The organism is Microbacterium sp. Soil_N32 (assembly GCF_057655505.1).
The window spans coordinates 1,271,647-1,291,389 of record NZ_JBDGME010000019.1 but is presented as its reverse complement, the minus strand read 5'-3'; the positions used below and the strand labels follow the sequence as shown (position 1 = coordinate 1,291,389).

The window sequence follows — 19,743 nt, the reverse complement described above, 5'->3', positions numbered from 1 at the left end:
GCGGGGGGTGTCAGGCGGTGAGGGCCCGGGGCGAGGTGGTGCGGCGCACGGTCACGGCGAGGGTGGTGGCGACGAGGGACAGCACGGCCCAGACCACGAGCGCCGTGATGGCGGAGCCGTTCGCGGCGATCAGCCCGGCGAACGCGGGCGCGGTCGGCAGCGCGGCGCCGAGGGACGCGAGCCAGCCGGGGACCGTCGAGATCAGTCCGGTCGCCACCGCCAGCACGCCCGCCAGCGCACCGATCCAGCGACCGACTCCGCCCAGCACCGACACCAGCGCCTGATGCACGGCCGCGAACGCCACGCCCGTCAGCACGGCCGTCCCGGCGAACGCCCACCACGCGCCGGCCTCGTACGAGGCGACGAACTGCACGATGATCGACAGCAGCACGCCCTGAACGGCACCGATCAGCGCCGCCGGCCAGAACCCGCGCAGCGTCAGGCCGAGCGAGGTGCGACGCGATGTGAGAGTGCGCGCGGTGTGCGCCCGCAGCACGAGGAAGGTCGCCAGCGACCCGAACCACAGCACCGCGGCGGTCAGCAGCGGGGTCGCCGTGGGGCCGAAGAGCGAATCCATCGACGCATCGGTCTCGACGGGGTCGGCGATCACCGAGGCCAGCGACGCCGACTCGGTGTCGCTGAACGAGGGCAGCGCATCGGATGCCTGCCGCAGGCCGCCGGCGAGGTCGCCGGTGCCCGTGGCGAGGGTGTCGAGGCCGGTGGCGAGGTCGGTCGCGCCCGTCGCGAGCTCGGTGGCGCCAGACGAGAGCTGCCCGGCGCCGGTGGCGAGGGCTCGTGCGCCCGCCGCCGACTGGTCGACGCCGTCGGTGGCGAGTTGCGACAGGCCGCTCGCGATCTGCTGTGCGCCCGTGCCCGCGTCGCTGAGGCTCGTGGCGAGGCTGGTCGCGGCCGTGGGGAGACCGGCCGCGACGGGGCTGAGGTAGGCGGCAGCGGTTCCCGTGGATGTCGCCGCGGTGCCGGCTTGCCCGGCGGCCTCGGCGAGGTCGGTGCAGAATTCGGCGGATGCTCCCGACGCCGCGCAGCTCTGGGCGAGTGTGCCGATCGATACGGCCGTGGTCTGCGTGTCGGCCGCGGCTGCGGTCAGGTAGGGGGCTCCGGTGGTCGCCGCGCCGACGAGCTTCGCGAAGTCGCCGTTCGGATCGGTGAGCGCCGTCGAGCCCGCGGTGAGACCCGCGCCGAGCGTCGACGCGCCCGTCGACAGCTGCCGCGTGGTGGCGGCGATGGTGTCGAGCCCGGTGGCGAGCGTCGTCGCCCCGGTGCCGAGCTCGGTCGCCCCGGTCGCGAGCTGCGTGGCGCCCTCGGGGATCGCCGTCGCACCGTCGGCCGCAGTGCGTGCGCCCTCCGCCAGCTCCAGCGCGCCGTCGGCCGCGTCGCCGATCTGATCGCCGATCGTCGTGAAGCCGACCAGGATGTTCTCGGTCGTGGCCTCGGACAGGGTCGTGCCGAGGGTCGAGGCCGCGACGTCGGCGATCTGCCCGGTGATGAGGTCGTCGGCGACGAGTCCGTCGTCGGGGGTCGACACCTCGATGGTCGCCTTCTCGGCGTCGCCGCCTCCTTCGGAGATCGCGGTGCCCGCCGACGTCGCCGCGGCGGAGAAGTTCTCGGGGATCGTGATGACCGCCTGGTAGTCGCCGTTCTTCAGGCCCTCGGCGGCGTCGTCCTCGTTCGAGATGACCCAGGTGAGGTTCGAGTCGAGCTCGTCCGAGCCCTCGACCAGCCCGGCGGCGAGCTGCCGACCCAGCGGGGCCGTCTGCCCGTCGATCTCGACCGGTTCGTCGAGATTGACGATCGCTGCCGTCATCGAGTCGAGTCGCTCGGTCGGGTTGTACAGCGACGAGACGAGGAGGCCGCCGATCGCCGCGGGCAGCAGCAGGATGCCGAGGATCGTGAGCCACGTGATGGGGCGGCGCGAGCGGGCGCGCTCGAGGGGGAGGGTCATGCGGTCACCTCGGAGTCTTCGGTCGCCCGGTGCGGGGCGGTGATGTCGAGAAGGGCGGGGTCCGGCCATCCGGCGGCGGCGAGGGCGGCGCGGGCGGCGGAGGGGTCGGATGCCGTGGCGAACACGGCGAGGGCGCGGGACGACGCCGCATCGCGGAGGAGGGCGGTGGTCTGATCGAGCCGGCTGCCGGCGAGCCGGTCGATCCCGTCGATGACGACGACCTCCGACCGCCCGCGCAGCGCCTCGACGAGATCGTCGAGCGCGGCATCCGATTCGTCGACGAGGACGCACCCCACGTGCGCCCGCACCCACGCCGCCCGTCCGGGCAACAGGTGGCCGGCGACGCGCAGCGAACCGTGCTCGGCCGGCACCCGTCCCGCGATCGCGAGCGCGAGGGCTCGCCGTGCCTCGGGGTCTCCGCCGGTGGCGACGACAGCGCCGCCCGGGGGTACCCGTAGCGAGAGGCCGGCGAGCAGGGGGTCGTCCCCGCCGAGCGCGAGGGAATCGGCCGCGATGACCGAGCCGTCTCCGGGCCAGGAGGCGAGTCGGCGTTCGCGCTCCACGGCCTCGCCCTCGATGTCGACGTGCGGCAGGATCCGCTGCAGCCAGGCCGGGAGGGTCCACGCCCGCTCGCCGAGGATCGCCATGAGCGCGGGGATGAGCGTCATCCGCACGAGGAAGGCGTCGATCGCGATACCGGCCGCGAGGCCCAGCGCGATCGGTTTGAGAGAGGAGTCGCCCTCGGGAACGAAGGCGACGAACACGGCGAACATGATCAGCCCGGCCGCGGTGACGACCTTCGCCGACCCGGTGAAGCCGCTGCGCACGGCGCGTACAGCGGCCGCCCGGCGCTCGCCGCGGGAGGCGGATCGCGAGTCCGGGTCGTGCACGTAGTCCTCCCGCATGCGGGAGACGAGGAACACCTGGTAGTCCATGGCCAGGCCGAACAGCACGCCCATCAGCACGATCGGCATGAAGCTGATGATGGGCCCGACCTTGGCGACGTGCAGCAGGTCGGCGAACCAGCCCCATTCGAACACGGCGCCCACGATGCCGAATGCGGCGACGATTGAGAGCAGGTAGCCGAGGGCGGCCGTGACCGGCACCCAGATCGAGCGGAACACGATCGTCAGGAGGATGAGCGAGAGACCGATCACGAAGACGCCGAACGGCACGAGCGCGCGGCCGAGCTGGTCGGAGATGTCGATGGCGACGGCGGTGAAGCCGGTCACCTTCAGGTCGATCCCGAACTCGTCGAGCCACTCGTCGTGGTGGGAGCGCAGCTCGCGCACGAGGTCGGCGGTGGCCGGGTCGTCCGGCGCGGTCTCGGGCACGATCTGCACGATGCCGGTGTCGGCGGTCTCGTTGGGGGTCGCGAGGGCGACCTCCTTCACCCCGTCGATCTTCTCGACGGCGGCGCCCAGGTCTTCCATGAGGCCCAGCGGGTCGGTGGAGGTGACGATCGTGCCGGTGAGGATCAGGGGCCCGTTGAACCCGGGCCCGAACTCCTCGCCCACGATGTCGTAGCTCTGCCGGGCCTCGGAGTCCTTCGGAAGCACGCCGGCGTTGGGCAGGGCGAGGTCGAGGCTGAGGGCCGGCACCGCGACGATGCCGAGCCCGAGCACGACCGCGATCGAGACCACGACCGGATGCCGCGTCACCCCGCCGACCCAGCGCTCGCTGAACGAGCGACGGGGCGCGACCGTCGCGCGACCCTTGCGTGCACGGGGAGCGCGGCGCGGCCGACCGACGATCCTGCCCTTCAGGAAACCGAGCACCGCGGGTGTCAGCGTGACGGCGATCATGACCGCGATGGCGACCGCGACGGACGCAGCGACCCCCATGGTGGTCAGGAACGGGATGCCCGCGAAGCCGAGTCCGATCAGGGCGATGAGCACCGTGACGCCCGCGAAGACCACCGCCGAGCCGGCCGTGCCGACGGCGCGCGAGGCGGACTCCTCGGGGTCGACGCCGTCGCGCACCTGGTCCTGGTGCCTGGCCATGATGAAGAGCGCGTAGTCGATGCCGACGGCGAGTCCGAGCATGAGGGCGAGCAGCGGAGTGGTCGACGACACGGTGGCGAAGGCCGTCGCTGCGAAGATCCCCGCCATCGAGATGCCCACCCCGAGCACCGCGGTGAGGAGGGGGAGGCCCGCGACGACGAACGACCGGAAGGTGACGACGAGCACCAGGAGGGCGATGAGCAGCCCGACGGCCTCGGTGAGCGTCACGCCGGGCACGGAGGCCGCGAACAGGTCGCCGCCGAGCGCCGTGGTCGCGCCGTCGGGCAGCCGAGCGGCGAGGTCGTCGACCGCCGCGTTCAGCTCGTCCTTCGTCTCGGCCGACACGTCGGTGGACTGCCCGTCGAACTGCAGTCGCACGATGGCGGCCGTCTCGTCGTCGTTCACCATGCCGCTGACGTTCTCGTCGAACGGCGACGTCGCGGCGAGAACGCCGTCGAGGTCGCCCAGTCCGTCGACCGCGTCTTCGATGTCGTCGCGGTACGCGTCGTCGGTGACCCGATCGCCGTCGGCGGCGACGACGACGAACTGCGCATTCGTGCCGCTCACCTGGGGGAACGAGCGCGAGAGCTGCTCGAGGCCCGCCTGCGACTCGGTGCCGGGGATCGAGAAGGTGTTGTCGGTCCCGGTGCCGAGCACGAGCGCTCCGGAACCGGCCAGGGCGAGCACGATGAGCCACGAGCCGAGCACGCGCCAGGGGTGCCGGAACGACCAGCGCCCGAGCGACGACAGGAGAGTGGACACGCGATTCCTCCGCAGGGTCGTGGATTGGATACACAGATGTATTCAATACATAGATGTATCGTAAGTTCCCTCGCATTCGGAAATCTGTGTGCGTGATGTGAGAATCGATGTTCGCGAGCACAGGAGGTCTCGATGTCGATGCCGGCAACCCGCAGTCGCGAGAACACGCGCGCCCGGCTGATCGAGGCGGCGGCCCAGGTCTTCGCCGAAGCCGGTCTCGACGGCGCATCGGTCGAGGCCGTCTGCGAGCGCGCGGGCTTCACGCGCGGGGCGTTCTACTCGAACTTCGAGTCGAAGGACGAGCTCTTCCTCATGCTCGCGGCGAGCGTGGCCCGCCGGCGGGTGGATGCGGTGCGCGAACGCGTCGCCGAGATCACCGCCGAGGGAGGACTCGCGCCCGGGTGCGACCCCACCGATCTGCTGCAGAAGGTGATGGATTCCGGCAGCGACGACCGCGCGGGCGTGATGCTCATGAGCGAGATCCGCATCCGCGCGCTCCGCGATCCGTCGTTCGGTGCGGCCTACCTCGCGCAGGAGGGCGAGATGGTCGGCAGCATCGCTCAGATCGTGACGGACATCGTCGACGCCGGCGGCCTGCGACTGCGCGTGCCGGCGGAGGTCGCCGGGCGTATCCTCATGATCGTCTGGGAGGGCATGACGGTGCGAGGGGCGATGGCCGGGCAGGACGACGCGCAGCTGCGCCGCTCCGGCAGCGAGGAGCTGGGGCGCCTGGTCGACCTGCTGCTCGAGTGAGGGTCAGCCCTCGGCCAGCACGCGGTGGCAGCGCGCGAGGCGGTCGAGCCACCACTCCCGTCGCTCGCGCTCCGCACTGAGGCGGTCGAGAGCGGCGGGATCCGGCGTCACGCGTTCCACCGGGATCGCGCCGTCGCGGGGGCGCAGGTCGGCCACGTCGTCGGCGAACAACGACGCGGTGCCGAGACCGCAGTCGTACTCCAGCTCGGGGAGCGCGGCCGCCAGCGCGGCGCCCTGCGAGAGGCCGACGGCGGTGTCGAGGGCGCTCGACACGACGGCGGGCAGCCCCGTCGCGGCGATGATCTGCAGGGCGTGCACGGCTCCGCCGAGCGGCTGCGCCTTGACGACGATCACGTCGGCGGCGTCTGAACGGGCCACCGCGAGGGGGTCGTCGGATTTGCGGATGCTCTCGTCGGCGGCCACGGGGATGCCCAGGTAGTGCACGCGGGTGCGCAGCTCGGCGAGCTCTGCGACGGTCGCGCAGGGCTGCTCGATGTACTCGAGGTCGAACTCGGTGAGCGCGTGCACGGCGTGCTCGGCCTCGTCGATGTTCCAGAGGCCGTTCGCGTCGACCCGGATGCGCCCTTCGGGGCCGAGGGTGTCGCGCACGGCCCGCACGCGGGCGACATCGTCGGCGAGCGTCTGCCCGCGTTCAGCGACCTTGACCTTCGCGGTGCGGCAGCCGGCGAAACGGGCGAGCACCGCGGGCACCGCTGCGGCGTCGACCGCGGGCACCGTGGCGTTCACCCGGATGCGGTCGCGCAGCGGCGTCGGCTGGGCGGTCCAGGCGAAGTCGATCGCGGCCGCGAGCCACGTGGCCGCCTCGGTGTCGCCGTATTCGACGAAGGGCGAGAACTCGGCCCAGCCCTGCGGACCCTCGAAGAGCAGCGCCTCGCGGGTGTCGATGCCGCGGAAGCGGGTGTGCAACGGGAGGGCGACCACGCGCGCGCTCGCGACGATGTCCTGGAGGTCCGGCGTCATGTCCCCATCATGCCCCCGCGCGGCCGGAGGTCGACGATCCGACAATGTGTCATTGACTATGGTGTGCGTCACACAGTAATGTGGTGCACATGAACGAAACGTTGGACACGCACCTGCAGGAGCTGCGGCGCGGCACCGTCGTGCTGGCCTGCCTTCAGCTGCTGCGCACGGCGGGCTACGGCTACGGCCTGCTCGAGGAGCTCGAAGCTCGGGGATTCTCCACCGACGCCAACACCCTCTACCCCCTGCTGCGCCGCCTCGAGAAGCAGGAGTACCTCACGAGCGAGTGGAACACCGACGAGGCGCGGCCCCGCAAGTTCTACCGCACCTCGGCCGCGGGCATCCGTCTGGCCGACACCCTGACCGAAGAATGGCGCGCGCTCACCGCGGCCATCGCCGACCTCCCTGCAGAGGAGCACTGACATGACCATCACCGGCCCCCTCACCGAGCGCTACATCTCCGCCGTCATCCGCAGCCTGCCCGCGAGCGCGCAGAACGACGTGCGCACCGAGCTCGAAGGGTCGATCGTCGACGCGGTCGAGGCCCGCCTCGATCAGGGCGACGACCGCGCCGACGCCGAACGCGCGGTCCTGACGCAGCTCGGCGACCCCGGCATCCTCGCCGCCGGCTACGCGGAGCGCCCGCTGCACCTCGTGGGCCCCCGCTTCTACCTCTCCTGGTGGCGCCTGCTGAAGGTGCTGCTGCTGATCATCCCGATCTGCGCCATGGGCGGCGTCGCCCTGGGGCAGACGCTCGCCGGAGCCTCGGTCGGCGAGGTCATCGGGTCGGCGGTCGTCGCCGGTCTCGGGACCATCGTGCACGTCGCCTTCTGGGTGACGCTCGTGTTCGTCATCCTCGAACGCACCGGCAACGCCGCGGCCCTGCCCGCCTGGACCGTCGACCAGCTGCCGGAGTCCGCCGATCGCGGGTCGGCCCGCGCCGATGTCATCGCGTCGCTGATCTTCCTCGTACTCGCCGCCGGCGCCGTGTTCTGGGACGTGCTCCGCGGATTCTTCCCCACCGACGGCGCCCCGATCCCGGTGCTGCACCCCGACCTCTGGCCCTGGGGCATCACGGTGCTGCTCGTGCTGATCGGTGCCGAGGCGCTGCTCGCCGTCGCCGTCTACGCCCGCGGGCGGTGGACGCGCACGCTCGCCGTCGTCAACACGCTGCTCGCGGTGGCGTTCGCGGTGTGGGGGCTCGTGCTCCTGACGCAGGGCGCGCTCGTGAATCCTGCCTTCATCGAGGTGCTCGCGGGCGACGGCGGGCTCCGCGCCGACACGCTCCGCATCCTGGCGATCGTCACCGGGGCCGGCCTCGTCGCCTTCCCGGCGTGGGACATCGCCGACGGGTGGATCCGGGCGCGCCGGGCCGGGCGGGAATAGGCTGGAGAAGTGACCAGCGCATCCGTCTCCGACCTGTTCGACCCGGCCGAATGGGTGCTCGCCCCCGGCGCCGAGGGCTACACCGACATCACCGCGCACGTCTCGCACGACGGCGGCGTCGCCCGCATCGCGTTCGACCGCCCCGAGGTGCGCAACGCGTTCCGGCCGCACACGGTCGACGAGCTCTACCGGGCCCTCGACATCGCGCGGCAGGACTCCCGCATCGGCGCCGTGCTGCTCACCGGTAACGGGCCGAGCGCGAAGGACGGCGGGTGGGCGTTCTGCTCCGGCGGCGACCAGCGCATCCGGGGGCGCGACGGCTACAAGTACTCCGACACCGAGACGGCCGTCGTCAGCGGGGCGTCGCAGGCGGCCGTCGGTCGCCTGCACATCCTCGAGGTCCAGCGCCTCATCCGCTTCATGCCCAAGGTCGTCATCGCGGTGGTGCCAGGGTGGGCGGCCGGCGGCGGACACTCGCTCCACGTGGTCTGCGACCTGACGATCGCCAGCGCCGAGCACGGGCGCTTCAAGCAGACGGATGCCGACGTCGGAAGCTTCGACGCCGGGTACGGCTCGGCCTACATGGCGCGCCAGACCGGCCAGAAGTTCGCCCGCGAGGTGTTCTTCCTCGCCGAGGAGTACTCGGCGCAGCGCGCCTACGAGATGGGGGCGGTGAACCGCGTCGTGCCGCATGACGATCTCGAGCGCGAGGCGCTGAAGATGGCGCGGACGGTGCTCACCAAGTCGCCCACCGCCATCCGCATGCTCAAGTTCGCGTTCAACGCGGTCGACGACGGACTCGTGGGTCAGCAGGTGTTCGCGGGCGAGGCGACGCGCCTCGCGTACGGCACCGACGAGGCCGTGGAGGGGCGCGACTCGTTCCTCGAGAAGCGCGACCCCGACTGGTCGTCGTTCCCCTGGCACTACTGAGGCACGCCCATGACCGCGCTGATCCCCGTCGAGGCCGACGACCCGGTTCCGCTGGGGCTCGCCCTGCGACGGGCGCTCGACGGGGGGCCGGCGCTCGGGTTCGGCATGCTCGCCGACGTGCCCCCGCGGGTGCCCGCGGGGACCGCGGTGGTGATCGCCACATCGGGGTCGAGCGGCATCCCCAAGCGGGTCGCGATCAGCGGGGAGGCGCTGCGGGCCAGCGCCGACGCCACGGCCACCCGCATCGGTGCCGGGCGCTGGCTGCTCGCGCTGCCCACGGGATACGTCGCCGGCCTGCAGGTGCTCGTGCGGTCGATCCTCGCGCGGACCGAGCCGGCGATGCTCGAGGGGCGCTTCACACCCGTGTCCTTCGCCGAGGCGACGTTGTCGATGCTGCGGCACGGTGACGAGGCGCTGTACACCTCGCTGGTCCCCGCGCAGGTCGCGACGCTGCTCGACGCGGCCGACGACGTCGCCGTGCGGGCGGCACTGCAGGCCTATCGGGCGGTGCTCGTCGGAGGGCAGGCGCTCCCCGAGCCCCTGCGCGAACGGGCGGCCGATCTGGGGGTGCGGCTGGTGCGCACCTACGGCTCCACCGAGACGAGCGGCGGCTGCGTGTACGACGGTGTGCCGCTCGACACGGTCTCGGTGCGCGCGGTCGACGGCGAGCTGCGCATCGCCGGCCCCCAGCTGGCCGACGGCTACCTCGGCGACGAGTCGCTCACCGATCGGGTGTTCGTGCGCGACGAGCACGGCATCCGCTGGTACCGCACCGGCGACCTGGGACTCGTCGACGAGGGCGTCGTGCGGGTACACGGGCGTGCCGACAACGTCATCGTCTCGGGCGGCATCAACGTCTCCCTCGACCGCGTCGAACGACTCGTGCGACAGATCCCCGGGCTGCATCAGGCCGTCGTGGTCGGTGTTCCCGACGAACGGTGGGGAGAGGCATCCGTCATCGTCGCACCGCGCGGAGAGGTGCTGCGCCGCACCGAGGCGGATCAGCTGGAGCAGGCGCGCGAGGCCGTCGCGGCGGGCATCGGCAAGGCGGCGCGACCGTCGCGGCTCGTCCTCGTCGACGAGATCGCCACCCTCTCCTCGGGCAAGCCCGACCGCGAGGCGATCCGGCGGCTGGCGGCCGAACGGCACTGATTCCCGACGCGTCGGGGCGGGCTCTGGGGTGATGCCAGACTGAGGCATGGCCATCTACACCCACGGGCATCACGAGTCGGTGCTCCGGTCGCACAGCGTGCGCGACATCGCGAACTCCGCCGCCTATCTGCGCCCGCACCTCACGCCGGAGACCCGGATGCTCGACGTCGGCGCCGGACCGGGGAGCATCACCGTCGACTTCGCCCGCCATGTCGCCCACGTCACCGCGACCGAGATCGACGAGGGCGCCCTCGCGCTGTCGCGGGCGCTCGCCGCGGAGCGCGAGATCTCGAACATCTCGTTCTCGGTCGAGGACGTGCATCGGCTCTCCTTCGCCGACGACACCTTCGACGTGGTGCACGCGCATCAGGTGCTGCAGCACGTCGCCGATCCCGTGCAGGCCCTGCGCGAGATGCGACGCGTGACGGTGCCCGGCGGTGCGGTGGCGGCGCGCGATGCGGACTACGCCGGGTTCGTGTGGTTCCCGCTCCTTCCCGAACTCGACGAGTGGCTGCGGTTGTACCGCGCCGCGGCGCGTGCGAACGGCGGCGAGCCCGACGCCGGCCGGCGACTGCTCTCCTGGGCGCGCGCGGCGGGCTTCACCGACATCACCGCGACGGCGTCGTCGTGGTGCTACGCCACCCCCGAGGAGCGCGCATGGTGGGGCGGCATGTGGGCCGACCGCATCCTCGAGTCCGCGCTCGCGCGTCAGCTGGTCGATGCCGACATGGCCACGCGCGACGACCTGCGGGGCATCAGCGACGCCTGGAAGCGCTGGGCGGACGCCGGGGACGGCTGGTACCTCGTCCCGCACGGCGAGATCCTCGCCCGGGCCTGACCGTCGAACGTCCCGCGCACGACGGGGGATACATCTCGCGACGGACGCGGGCGTTCGTCGAGCTCGCGTAGCGTGGAGGGGTGTTCCGCCCCGTCTCCCGCACCTGGATCGTCGCCGACGTCGTGTGCTCGATCCTCGGCTTCCTGCTCACGGCGGGCGTTCCTCTCGTTCCGGGGGCGAACGGGCTCAGCGCGTGGATCGCCGACGGCGTGTCGTCGACCACCGCGTACGTCGTCGTCGGGGTCGTGCTCTGGGGTGCGGCGGCCATCTCCCGTCTCTCGCCGGCGCTCGCGCTGAGCATCGCCTGGTTCGGCGCGATCGCGCAGATGGCGATGGGACTGCCCCCGGTGCCGTACGACGCGGCGATCCTCGTCGTGCTCTTCGCGACGGCGGCATGGGGGAGCCGGCGGCTGCTGTGGCTCGGCGGGGCATCGGCGCTCGGCGGCGGCCTCATCGGCGGCGCGTACTTCGGCGTGGCCTGGTCGGGCGAGCTCGTCACCGACGCGGCCAGCGCGATGCGCGCGGCCGTGACCGCCGCGCTGCTCGGCTCGGTGTTCGTGCTGGCGATGGTGATGTCGTGGGGCGCCGGTCTGCTGTGGCGCGTGGTCGTCGCGGGCAGGGCGACCCAGGTGGCGCGCGCGCAGGCCGAGCTGCTCGCCGCGGAGGAGCAGGAGCGCGTGCGCATCGCACGCGACATGCACGACATCGTGGCGCATTCGCTCGCGGTGGTGATCGCCCAGGCCGACGGCGCCCGGTATGCGGCCGCGGTGAAGCCCGAGATGGCGACCGAGGCGCTCGGCACCATCGCACAGACCGCGCGCGGTGCGCTGTCGGACGTCCGGATGCTGCTCACGCAGCTGCGGCACCGGCAGGGCGACGGCCCCCAGCCCACCCTCGCCGATCTCGAGACCCTGTTCGGCCAGGTGCGGCAGGCGGGCGTCGACCCGCGCATCACCGTCGACCCCATGCCGCCGGGCGAACCCCCGGCCGCGGTGCAGCTCGCCGTCTACCGCATCCTGCAGGAGGCGCTCACCAACGCGATCCGGCACGGCGACGGCTCGGTCGACGTACGGCTCTCGTGGCTGCCCGATCGCGTCGACATCGACGTGCGCAACGCGGTGGCCGAAGGTCGTGCGCCGCAGCTGGGGCAGGGCACAGGGCACGGAGTGGTCGGCATGCGCGAGCGCGCCCAGCTCGTCGGCGGCAGTCTGGACGCCGAGCGCCGAGGGTCCGAATTCCACGTCCACGGCAGCCTCCCGATCGGAGCCCCCTCATGATCCGCGTCGTGCTCGTCGACGACCAGGCGCTGTTCCGCGCCGGCATCCGCATGCTCATCGCCTCGCAGCCCGACCTCGAGGTCGTCGGCGAGGCCGGCGACGGGAGCGAGGCGCTCACCGTCGTCGCCCAAACGCGCCCCGACGTCGTGCTGATGGACATCCGCATGCCGGTGATGGACGGACTCACCGCGACCGCCGAGATCCTCGCGCGGCCCGATGCGCCCCGCGTGGTCATGCTCACGACCTTCGACCTCGACGAGGCGGCGGCCCGCGCCATCCGTCAGGGGGCCAGCGGCTTCCTGCTGAAGGACGCCGACCCGGAGTTCCTGCTCGCCGCGATCCGCACCGTGCACGCGGGGTCGAGCGTGATCGCCGCGTCGGCGACCCGCGAGCTCTTCGCGCATTTCGCCGAGGCCCCGCGTCCGACCCCGCCCGCCTACGACGCGCTCACCGAGCGCGAGCGCGAGATCTTCGCGCTGGCCGCGCGTGGCCTCTCGAACGCCGAGATCGCCGCGCGCGAGTTCCTCAGCGAAGCCACCGTCAAGACGCACATCAGTCGCATCCTCACCAAGCTCGCCCTGCGCGATCGGGTGCAGCTCGTCGTCTTCGCCTTCGAGCACGGGCTCGCCTGAGCATCCTCCTCTCCGTCCGGGGGATCTCGGGCGCACGCGGATCATCCTGACGATGTACGGGGATGCATCCGCGGGCCGACGACCCGAACCGCGCCGCTTCCTAGCGTGGAAGGCATGGAGATCACGACCACCGACCTGGGCCTCGCCGCCCGCGTCCAGCACCTGAAGAAGACCTACGGTTCGGGCGAGGGGACCGTGCGCGCGCTCGACGACGTGAGCGTCGGCATCCGCCGCGGCCAGTTCACCGCGATCATGGGTCCGTCCGGCTCGGGCAAGTCGACCCTCATGCACATCATGGCCGGCCTCGACACCCCGACGGAGGGGAAGGCGTTCATCGGCGACACCGAGATCACCGGGCTCGGCGACCTCGAACTCACGATCCTGCGCCGCCGTCGGGTGGGCTTCATCTTCCAGTCGTTCAACCTCGTGCCCACGCTCGACGCGCTCGGCAACATCCTGCTCCCGTTCGAGCTCGACGGCCGTCGTCCCAGCGCGATCGAGCGCGCCCGCATCGACGGTCTCGTCGAGACCCTCGGCCTGGGCGCCCGACTGCGGCACCGGCCGCACCAGCTGTCGGGCGGTCAGCAGCAGCGCGTCGCGATCGCTCGGGCGCTCGCCACCGCCCCCGACCTGGTCTTCGCCGACGAGCCCACCGGCAACCTCGACTCGCAGACGGGCCGCGAGGTCCTGCGGCTGCTGGCGCAGGCCAGCCGTGAGCACGGCCAGTCCATCGCGATGGTGACGCACGACGCGATCGCCGCGAGCCACGCCGACCGCGTGCTTTACCTCGGCGACGGCCGCATCGTCGCCGACCACCCCCGGCAGACTGCCGAGCAGATCTCGGCGTACATGCTCGCCGCCGAGGTGTCGGCATGACCGCCGTCGCCTCGGCCGTCTCGACCGTCGTTCCCGAGACCGCGGCCACCGCGCCGCGGCTCGCCTGGCTGCGGGAGCGCGGCATGGGGGCGAGCATCCTCGTGGCGGCGCTGTCGGCGGGCTTCGGCGTGGTGCTCGTCGAGGTGACCGCGTTCATCGGGGCCGTGCTGCAGAACGACCCGTTCATCGGCGACAGCGGGACGCTGGCCGTCGTGGTCGCCCTGCTCTCGGTGCTGCTCACCGCGGTCGCGATGTACGTCGCCGCGATCGTCACGGCCAACACCTTCTCGACGATCATCGCCGGCCGCACCCGCCGCATCGCCCTCATGCGTCTGATCGGCGCCACCGCACGGTCGCAGCGTGCCGAGGTCGGACGCCAGGGGATCGTGGTCGGGGTCATCGGCGCGCTCGTCGGCCTCGGCGTCGGCGTGGGCCTCTCGGCGATCGGCGTGCAGGTCGGACGGATGTTGATCGACAACGTGCCCGCCGACTTCTCGCTCGCGCAGCCCGCCCTCGTGCTGCCGGCGGTCGGCGTCGCGCTCACGACGTGGCTCGCCGCCTGGGTGGGATCGCGGCGCGTGCTCTCGGTCACGCCGCTGCAGGCGCTCGGGGGCTCGGTGGAGCGCACGCACGACGAGCTCGCCGACCGCGCGCGTCGGCACGTGGGCGCCTGGGTGCTGCTCATCGCGGGCGCCGCGCTGCTGGTCGGCGGGGTGCTGGTCGGGCTCGTCACGCCCCTCGGCGTCGTCGTCGCGTTCTTCGGCGGGCTGCTCTCGTTCACCGGCCTCGCGCTCGGGTCGGTGCTGTTCATGCCGCCCGTGCTGCGACTGGTGGGCCGCATGTTCGGGTCGAGCGCGACCGCCCGACTCGCCGCCGAGAACGCCCTCCGCTACCCCGAGCGCTCGTCGCGCATGGCGATCGGCGTGGTGATGGGCGTGACGCTCGTGACCATGTTCGCCGTCGCGCTGGAGTCCTCGAAGCGGCTGATGACGAGCCAGACCACGGAGGAGATCCCGCCGGAGTTCTTCGCGCCGTACGACGCCTTCGCGTCGATCATGATGGTGCTCGTCACCGTCTCGGCCGTGATCGCGGCGGTCGGGCTCGTGAACCTTCTGACGATCGGAGTGGTGCAGCGGCGCCGCGAACTCGGCCTGCTGCGGTCGATCGGGCTGTCGAACCGGCAGGTGCGCCGCATGGTGCTGCTCGAGGCGACGCACATCACCGTCGCCGCGACGCTCACCGGGCTCGTGCTCGGCATCGCCTACGGGTGGATCGCCGCCCAGTCGCTGCTCGGTTCGGTGCCCGTGCTGCCGGAGTTCACCCCGGCGGGCCTCATCGCTCCTCAGGTGCCGTGGATTCCCGTGGTCGCGATCGTGGCTGCGACCGCGCTGCTCACCCTCGTCGCCGCCGCGACGCCGACCCGGCTCGCGACGCGCGTCGCGCCGGTCGAGGCGCTCGCCGCCGACTGAGCGCCGGGGCGCCCCGCGTGAGGGGTCACGACACGTCGCACGGAAGGTGCGCACACGGCGTGTCGTGGCCCCCCGCGGGCGCGCGGCACGCGCGCGAGCGTGCGGTGCCCGAATAGGGTGGAGGGATGCCGTCACCCCTCGATCAGTCCGTCTACCAGGTCCGTCTCGACTGGGGACTCGCGGGGCTCGAACGCCTCGCCGACGCCGATGTGGTCGTGATCGTCGACGTGCTCTCCTTCTCGACCGCGGTGACCGATGCGGTGGCGGCGGGCCCCACCGTCGCGCTCGCCGATGCCGCGGAGTGGTCGCCCGACTCGGTCGCCCCCGCGCTCGCGGTCACCGCCGACGCGGCCGGGTCGACGGTGCTGGTCGGATGCCTGCGCAACGCCTCGGCCGTGGCCCACGCGATCCAGCGCATCCAGGAGACGCGCCAGGCCAGGACCTCGGTGGCGATCGTGCCGACGGGGGAGCGCGACGCGTCGAACGACGTGCGCTTCACGGTCGAGGACCAGCTCGCGGCGGGAGCGATCGCGGCCGCGCTGACCGACCTCGGCATCGATCACACGGCGCCGGATGCGGCGGTGGCGGCGGAGGGCTTCCGCGCGCTGCGTCGCGCGCTCGGGCACCTCGTCTCGGCGAGCGGCTCGGGCCGACAGGTCGACGACGCCGCGGCGGTCGCGGCCGCTGCGCGCGTCGACGCGGTCACCGCGGTCCCGGTGTTCCGTGAGCGCTCCTTCGCCGCCTTCTCCTGACGAGCGAGACCGCGATCGGATGCGGTCCGGGGATGCATGCGGGGCGAGGGTGCCGGTGACCGCGGCGGGTCGGGCATCCGGGCGGCCCACCGCGCGTAGGGTCGTGGCATGAGGTACCTCCCCGCAGTCATCGTCGACGTCGTGCTGGTGCTGGTCTTCGCGGTCATCGGCCGTGCGTCGCACGACGAGGGGCCCGCCGGATTCCTCCTGACCGCCTGGCCGTTCCTGGTGGCGCTGCTCATCGGTCATGTGCTCGCCGCGCTGCTGCCGTCGCGTCCCCGTCGCCCATGGTCCGTGGCCTGGGGCATCGTCGTCTGGGTCGTCACGGTCGCCGGCGGCATGCTTCTGCGTCTCGCGACGGGCGACACGGCCCAGGTGCCGTTCATCATTGTCGCGACGCTCGTGCTCGGGGTGCTGCTGGTGGGGTGGCGGGCCGCGGCGGCGCTGGTGCGTCGCCGTCGCATCGCAGGCCCCGTGACCGACGAGGGAACCGAGGGACCCGAAGAACCCGCGGTAGTTGAGCCGACGGCGCAGACCGAGCCCCCGCTTGCGGCGGAGGCATCGGACGCGGGCGAGCGCGGGAGCGGTCAGCGCGGGGACTGAGCCGCGAGCCGTGTGGCCGCGGTGATCTCGCGTCGCGCCCAGGTGAACAGGTAGCGCTCGTCGAAGCTGCGCGAGCAGGCGGCGCACGATGTGGGGCGCGTGGGGCGGCGGTGGCGGAACGTCTCGTGGCCCCGCGGGCAGCGGCCGATCCAGGGCGCGAGCTCGACGGCGGTCTCGCCGCGGTGCGTCGTGCCGCCGACGTAGCCGAGGTCTCGAGCCGTGCGCTTCCATGCGGGACCGTGCGCCGCGGTGTGCCCGGCCAGCGCGTGCGCCACCTCGTGGAGCAGCACCTGGTGGATCTCGTCGTCGTCGAACCGGGCCGCCAGGTACCGCGACACCGTGATGCGCCGGCGGGTGTAGTCGCACTGGCCCGCGCGGCGCTTGGCGTTGTCGAAAGCGAACGACCACGAGTCGTCGAGGTGCATCGTGATGAGCGCCTCGGCCCAGACGCGGACGCGGTCGAGATCGGCCATGTGCTCAGACTAAGACATGCCGCCGACACCGCGGCCCGGCGCATCGCAACGGACGGCGCGATGCGTCAGCCGGCGACGAGCTCGGTCGTGCGCCGACGCTCCACCGCGTCGATGGCGAGCAGGGCGACCTCGAGCTCGCGGTCCTCCGCCCCGGCCTCTCGGCGCAGGAACAGCGAGCGCTTGAAGCTCTCGCGAGCGGCTTCGTAGTCGCCCGCGTCGAAGGCGTTCTTTCCCTGATGCTGGTGCGCGAAGGCGGCCACCGTGATCCAGCCCTGGCCCTCGGCCTCCTCGGCGCACGCCCCGAGCTCCTGATCGGCGGCGGCGTGGGCGCCGCGGTACTGCAGCACCGTCGCATGCAGCACACGGGCGCGCAGCAGATCCTTGCGGGTGCCGGCCATGCGCGCCTGACGCACGGTCGTCTCGGCGAGCACCAGCGCCTCGTCGAGACGCCCGAGAACCTTCAACAGCCACACCCGCTCGAGCAGGGCCGGGAGGCTGCGCTGCGTCTCGATCTCCTCGAGGCGCACCGCGCACTCGTCGATGTCGACCAGTTCACGGAGGTTCTCCCGGTCGTATCCCCGGATGAAACTCATTGCTCTCCTTCCGCCGCGTCCCTGGAACAGTCTCTCCCGGGCCTCGGCCGACCCCGGCGCGGCACGCCCGCGAGCGTCGATCCCGGCCGTCGGATCAGCGCAGGAAGAGCGACGAGTCGGGCCGAGGCGAGGCCACGGCGTCCGCGTCGGTGACCACCGCCGCACCCTGGGTGAACGTGCGCACCTCCGCGCCCTGGGCGATCTTCGCCGGGTGGGGTCCGGCGGCGAGCACGCGGGGGAGCCATGCGGTGGGCAGGGGAGTGGCGGACGCCGCGATCACCAGGTTGCCGAAACGGCGTCCCTTGAGCACCTGGGTGTCGGCGAGCACCGCCGTCTCGGGCAGAACCTCGGCGACGGTGGCGACCTGGCGTCGGGCGAAGGCGAGTCCTGGTCCGTCGGCGACGTTGACGAGCAGGATGCCGCCCGGGGCGAGGAACTCCGCGACCTCGCGGTAGAACTCGACGCTCGTGAGGTGGGCGGGCGTCTGCGCTCCGGAGTAGACGTCCGACACGACGAGGTCGCACGAGCCGCGCAGCGCCGCGGGGAGTCGGCCGACGCCCTCGCGCGCATCGCCGATGCGGATGCGGATCGACGCGGCGCGAGGGAGCGGAAGGTGCTCGCGCACGAGCTGGGCGAGGGGCGCCTCCCACTCGATCACCTGCTGCCGCGAACCCGGGCGGGTGGCATCGATGTAGCGGGGGAGCGTCAGCGCCCCGGCGCCGAGGTGCACGGCGGTGATCGGGCCGTCCGGGAGCTGATCGATCACGGCGCCCATGCGCACGATGTACTCGAAGTGCAGGTGCGTGGGGTCGTCGAGATCGACGTGCGACTGCGGGGTGCCGTCGACGATGAGCTCGAAGCCGGACGTGAACTCCGACGGCACGATGCTCGCCATGCCGCCGTGGTCGAGCCGCGCCTGCGGATTCTCCGCGTCGCGTTGCCGGATCCGTCCCATGCGTGCGAGCCTACGCGTTCCGCAACGCGGTCACCCCCGGCCCCCGGCGCAGGTCTCCTGGTCTGCGCTCTGCCCCGAGATGCTCGGATCGAGCGTCGCCCGGGGAGCGGGAGCATCCGTGGCGGGCGCCTCGGTGGCGGGCGCCTCGTCGCCGGGGGTCGCCTCCGCTCCGTCCGTCGCCCCGTCGGTCGCCCCGGTTCCCGGATCGACGAGCTCGACGCCGCCGTTGTTCGACGCGTCGCCGGTGATCTGCACCGGCTGGCCGGCGGCGAGGGCGCTCCACAGCGTCTCCGCCGCGTCGTAGTTCGGGATCACGCGGTCGGAGTCGTCGGGGTCGGGGAAGACGGGGTACTGCACGAAGACGAAGTCCTCGAAGGGCACGTCCTTGATCGACAGCGCCAGCTGCGCGATGCGGACCGGGTTGCCCAGCTCGGTGCTCGGGTCGATGTTGTCGACCACGGTGTTCGCGAGGCTCAGCACCTTGCCGGGGTCGTTCAGCACCTCGTCGCTCATGATCTTCTTCACGAGACGCGACATGTACTGCTGCTGGTTCGACACGCGCGCCATGTCGCTGCCGTCGCCGACGCCGTACCGCGTGCGGATGAACTGCAGGGCCTCGTAGCCCGAGACCGTGCGCGGGCCGGGCTCCCAGTCGAGGCCGGTCTGGTCGTCGCGGATGCCGTCGCCGCCGATGCACACCTCGACGCCGCCGATCGCGTCGGTGACCGCCATGACACCGTCGAAGTCGATCTCCGCGGCGAACGGGATCTCGACCCCGCTGAGCTCGGTGATCGTCTTGGCGACGCACGAGACGCCGGCGTTGTCGTAGATCGAGTTGATCTGCGACTTCCTGGTCGCCGACGCCGTCGATCCGTCGGTGCGGGTGCACTCGGATGTCGGGATCATCAGGTCGCGGGGGAAGGAGACGACGGTCACGGCGCGGGGTTCGGCCGAGACGTGCACGAGCAGGTTCACATCGTTGAGCACGCCGCCGTCGGCCTTCGTGCAGCGATCGCCGAGGAGGCCGCTCGAGACCTCGCCGCATTCGTCGGTGCCGACCAGCAGCACGCTGAACTCGCCCGGGTAGGCGCTGATCGCCGGCGGTTCGACCTCCGGCGCGTCTTCGAGGGTCACGGCGCCGTCGTTGAGGCGGTTGATGTAGTCCGCCGCCACGAAGGCCGCGACGGCGAGGGAGGCCGTGAGGAGGATGGCGACGACGATGCCGCCCACCTTGAGGAAGCGGCGCACCGGTCGGGCGGGCGCGGGCGTCGCGTGGCGGGCGACCGGCGTGCGGTCGGAGTCTCGGGCGCGTCGTGGCATCCCGCGAGCATAGCGACGGGCCCGGCGA

At 72.4% G+C, this 19,743-nt stretch carries 19 protein-coding genes; 12 read left to right on the top strand and 7 right to left on the bottom strand.

Annotated features, from left to right (window positions below):
- Positions 1-10: 10 nt before the first annotated feature.
- Positions 11-1,960, bottom strand: coding sequence for a YhgE/Pip domain-containing protein (locus AC3A3J_RS14325; protein WP_487672907.1), 1,950 nt, complete (start codon positions 1,958-1,960; stop codon positions 11-13).
- Positions 1,957-4,725, bottom strand: coding sequence for an MMPL family transporter (locus tag AC3A3J_RS14320; protein WP_487672906.1), 2,769 nt, complete (start codon positions 4,723-4,725; stop codon positions 1,957-1,959). Before AC3A3J_RS14320 ends, AC3A3J_RS14325 begins: the two co-directional genes overlap by 4 nt.
- 132 nt (positions 4,726-4,857) lie before the next feature.
- Between AC3A3J_RS14320 and AC3A3J_RS14315 the strand changes: the two genes are divergently transcribed.
- Complete coding sequence (locus tag AC3A3J_RS14315) at positions 4,858-5,478, top strand: TetR/AcrR family transcriptional regulator (RefSeq protein WP_487672905.1); 621 nt, start codon at positions 4,858-4,860, stop codon at positions 5,476-5,478.
- Positions 5,479-5,481: 3 nt separating this feature from the next.
- On the opposite strand, the gene AC3A3J_RS14310 is transcribed toward AC3A3J_RS14315, so the two are convergent.
- A complete protein-coding gene (locus AC3A3J_RS14310; protein WP_487672904.1) occupies positions 5,482-6,459 on the bottom strand; it encodes an o-succinylbenzoate synthase in 978 nt (325 codons plus the stop codon).
- Between the two features lie 89 nt (positions 6,460-6,548).
- Here AC3A3J_RS14310 and AC3A3J_RS14305 point away from each other — a divergent pair, with 89 nt between their 5' ends.
- The 11 genes from AC3A3J_RS14305 to AC3A3J_RS14255 all read left to right on the top strand — a co-directional run bounded on the left by AC3A3J_RS14305 (position 6,549) and on the right by AC3A3J_RS14255 (position 16,374).
- Complete coding sequence (locus tag AC3A3J_RS14305; protein ID WP_487672903.1) at positions 6,549-6,881, top strand: PadR family transcriptional regulator; 333 nt, start codon at positions 6,549-6,551, stop codon at positions 6,879-6,881.
- A gap of 1 nt (position 6,882) precedes the next feature.
- On the top strand, positions 6,883-7,845 hold the full coding sequence (locus tag AC3A3J_RS14300; protein ID WP_487672902.1) for a permease prefix domain 1-containing protein: 963 nt from the start codon (positions 6,883-6,885) through the stop codon (positions 7,843-7,845).
- Between the two features lie 9 nt (positions 7,846-7,854).
- Positions 7,855-8,775 (top strand): 1,4-dihydroxy-2-naphthoyl-CoA synthase, encoded by a 921-nt coding sequence (locus AC3A3J_RS14295; protein ID WP_487672901.1) that lies wholly within the window; start codon positions 7,855-7,857, stop codon positions 8,773-8,775.
- Between the two features lie 9 nt (positions 8,776-8,784).
- Positions 8,785-9,927, top strand: coding sequence for an AMP-binding protein (locus AC3A3J_RS14290; RefSeq protein WP_487672900.1), 1,143 nt, complete (start codon positions 8,785-8,787; stop codon positions 9,925-9,927).
- Positions 9,928-9,973: 46 nt separating this feature from the next.
- On the top strand, positions 9,974-10,765 hold the full coding sequence (locus AC3A3J_RS14285) for a class I SAM-dependent methyltransferase (protein ID WP_487672899.1): 792 nt from the start codon (positions 9,974-9,976) through the stop codon (positions 10,763-10,765).
- Between the two features lie 80 nt (positions 10,766-10,845).
- Entirely contained in the window at positions 10,846-12,042 is a 1,197-nt protein-coding gene (locus AC3A3J_RS14280) for a sensor histidine kinase (RefSeq protein WP_487672898.1), read from the top strand.
- A complete protein-coding gene (locus tag AC3A3J_RS14275) occupies positions 12,039-12,674 on the top strand; it encodes a response regulator (protein ID WP_487672897.1) in 636 nt (211 codons plus the stop codon). Before AC3A3J_RS14280 ends, AC3A3J_RS14275 begins: the two co-directional genes overlap by 4 nt.
- Before the next feature lie 114 nt (positions 12,675-12,788).
- On the top strand, positions 12,789-13,550 hold the full coding sequence (locus tag AC3A3J_RS14270; RefSeq protein ID WP_487672896.1) for an ABC transporter ATP-binding protein: 762 nt from the start codon (positions 12,789-12,791) through the stop codon (positions 13,548-13,550).
- Positions 13,547-15,019 carry an ABC transporter permease gene (locus tag AC3A3J_RS14265; protein ID WP_487672895.1) on the top strand — a complete coding sequence of 491 codons (1,473 nt, stop codon included), beginning with the start codon at positions 13,547-13,549 and terminating at the stop codon, positions 15,017-15,019. Before AC3A3J_RS14270 ends, AC3A3J_RS14265 begins: the two co-directional genes overlap by 4 nt.
- A gap of 125 nt (positions 15,020-15,144) precedes the next feature.
- Positions 15,145-15,771, top strand: coding sequence for a 2-phosphosulfolactate phosphatase (locus AC3A3J_RS14260; protein ID WP_487672894.1), 627 nt, complete (start codon positions 15,145-15,147; stop codon positions 15,769-15,771).
- 108 nt (positions 15,772-15,879) lie between these two features.
- A complete protein-coding gene (locus AC3A3J_RS14255) occupies positions 15,880-16,374 on the top strand; it encodes a DUF3054 domain-containing protein (protein WP_487672893.1) in 495 nt (164 codons plus the stop codon).
- Here AC3A3J_RS14255 and AC3A3J_RS14250 read toward each other — a convergent pair.
- The 4 genes from AC3A3J_RS14250 to AC3A3J_RS14235 all read right to left on the bottom strand — a co-directional run bounded on the left by AC3A3J_RS14250 (position 16,359) and on the right by AC3A3J_RS14235 (position 19,715).
- Positions 16,359-16,847, bottom strand: coding sequence for a SprT-like domain-containing protein (locus AC3A3J_RS14250; protein ID WP_487672892.1), 489 nt, complete (start codon positions 16,845-16,847; stop codon positions 16,359-16,361). The two genes, AC3A3J_RS14255 and AC3A3J_RS14250, sit on opposite strands and share 16 nt — an antisense overlap.
- A 65-nt stretch (positions 16,848-16,912) precedes the next feature.
- A complete protein-coding gene (locus AC3A3J_RS14245) occupies positions 16,913-17,440 on the bottom strand; it encodes a hypothetical protein (protein WP_487672891.1) in 528 nt (175 codons plus the stop codon).
- Between the two features lie 94 nt (positions 17,441-17,534).
- Entirely contained in the window at positions 17,535-18,395 is an 861-nt protein-coding gene (locus tag AC3A3J_RS14240) for a spermidine synthase (RefSeq protein WP_487672890.1), read from the bottom strand.
- A gap of 30 nt (positions 18,396-18,425) precedes the next feature.
- Positions 18,426-19,715 (bottom strand): LCP family protein, encoded by a 1,290-nt coding sequence (locus AC3A3J_RS14235; RefSeq protein WP_487672889.1) that lies wholly within the window; start codon positions 19,713-19,715, stop codon positions 18,426-18,428.
- Positions 19,716-19,743 lie beyond the last annotated feature (28 nt).

What these genes read in the sequence shown, in the direction of transcription:
- AC3A3J_RS14275 (WP_487672897.1), top strand. Translation starts at nt 12,039, where the DNA reads ATGATCCGCGTCGTGCTCGTCGACGACCAGGCGCTGTTCCGCGCCGGC.
- AC3A3J_RS14265 (WP_487672895.1), top strand. Translation starts at nt 13,547, where the DNA reads ATGACCGCCGTCGCCTCGGCCGTCTCGACCGTCGTTCCCGAGACCGCG.
- AC3A3J_RS14255 (WP_487672893.1), top strand. Translation starts at nt 15,880, where the DNA reads ATGAGGTACCTCCCCGCAGTCATCGTCGACGTCGTGCTGGTGCTGGTC.
- AC3A3J_RS14260 (WP_487672894.1), top strand. Translation starts at nt 15,145, where the DNA reads ATGCCGTCACCCCTCGATCAGTCCGTCTACCAGGTCCGTCTCGACTGG.
- AC3A3J_RS14315 (WP_487672905.1), top strand. Translation starts at nt 4,858, where the DNA reads ATGTCGATGCCGGCAACCCGCAGTCGCGAGAACACGCGCGCCCGGCTG.
- AC3A3J_RS14250 (WP_487672892.1), bottom strand. Translation starts at nt 16,847, where the DNA reads ATGGCCGATCTCGACCGCGTCCGCGTCTGGGCCGAGGCGCTCATCACG.
- AC3A3J_RS14285 (WP_487672899.1), top strand. Translation starts at nt 9,974, where the DNA reads ATGGCCATCTACACCCACGGGCATCACGAGTCGGTGCTCCGGTCGCAC.
- AC3A3J_RS14305 (WP_487672903.1), top strand. Translation starts at nt 6,549, where the DNA reads ATGAACGAAACGTTGGACACGCACCTGCAGGAGCTGCGGCGCGGCACC.
- AC3A3J_RS14235 (WP_487672889.1), bottom strand. Translation starts at nt 19,715, where the DNA reads ATGCCACGACGCGCCCGAGACTCCGACCGCACGCCGGTCGCCCGCCAC.
- AC3A3J_RS14245 (WP_487672891.1), bottom strand. Translation starts at nt 17,440, where the DNA reads ATGAGTTTCATCCGGGGATACGACCGGGAGAACCTCCGTGAACTGGTC.
- AC3A3J_RS14310 (WP_487672904.1), bottom strand. Translation starts at nt 6,459, where the DNA reads ATGACGCCGGACCTCCAGGACATCGTCGCGAGCGCGCGCGTGGTCGCC.
- AC3A3J_RS14300 (WP_487672902.1), top strand. Translation starts at nt 6,883, where the DNA reads ATGACCATCACCGGCCCCCTCACCGAGCGCTACATCTCCGCCGTCATC.
- AC3A3J_RS14270 (WP_487672896.1), top strand. Translation starts at nt 12,789, where the DNA reads ATGGAGATCACGACCACCGACCTGGGCCTCGCCGCCCGCGTCCAGCAC.
- AC3A3J_RS14240 (WP_487672890.1), bottom strand. Translation starts at nt 18,395, where the DNA reads ATGGGACGGATCCGGCAACGCGACGCGGAGAATCCGCAGGCGCGGCTC.
- AC3A3J_RS14290 (WP_487672900.1), top strand. Translation starts at nt 8,785, where the DNA reads ATGACCGCGCTGATCCCCGTCGAGGCCGACGACCCGGTTCCGCTGGGG.
- AC3A3J_RS14325 (WP_487672907.1), bottom strand. Translation starts at nt 1,960, where the DNA reads ATGACCCTCCCCCTCGAGCGCGCCCGCTCGCGCCGCCCCATCACGTGG.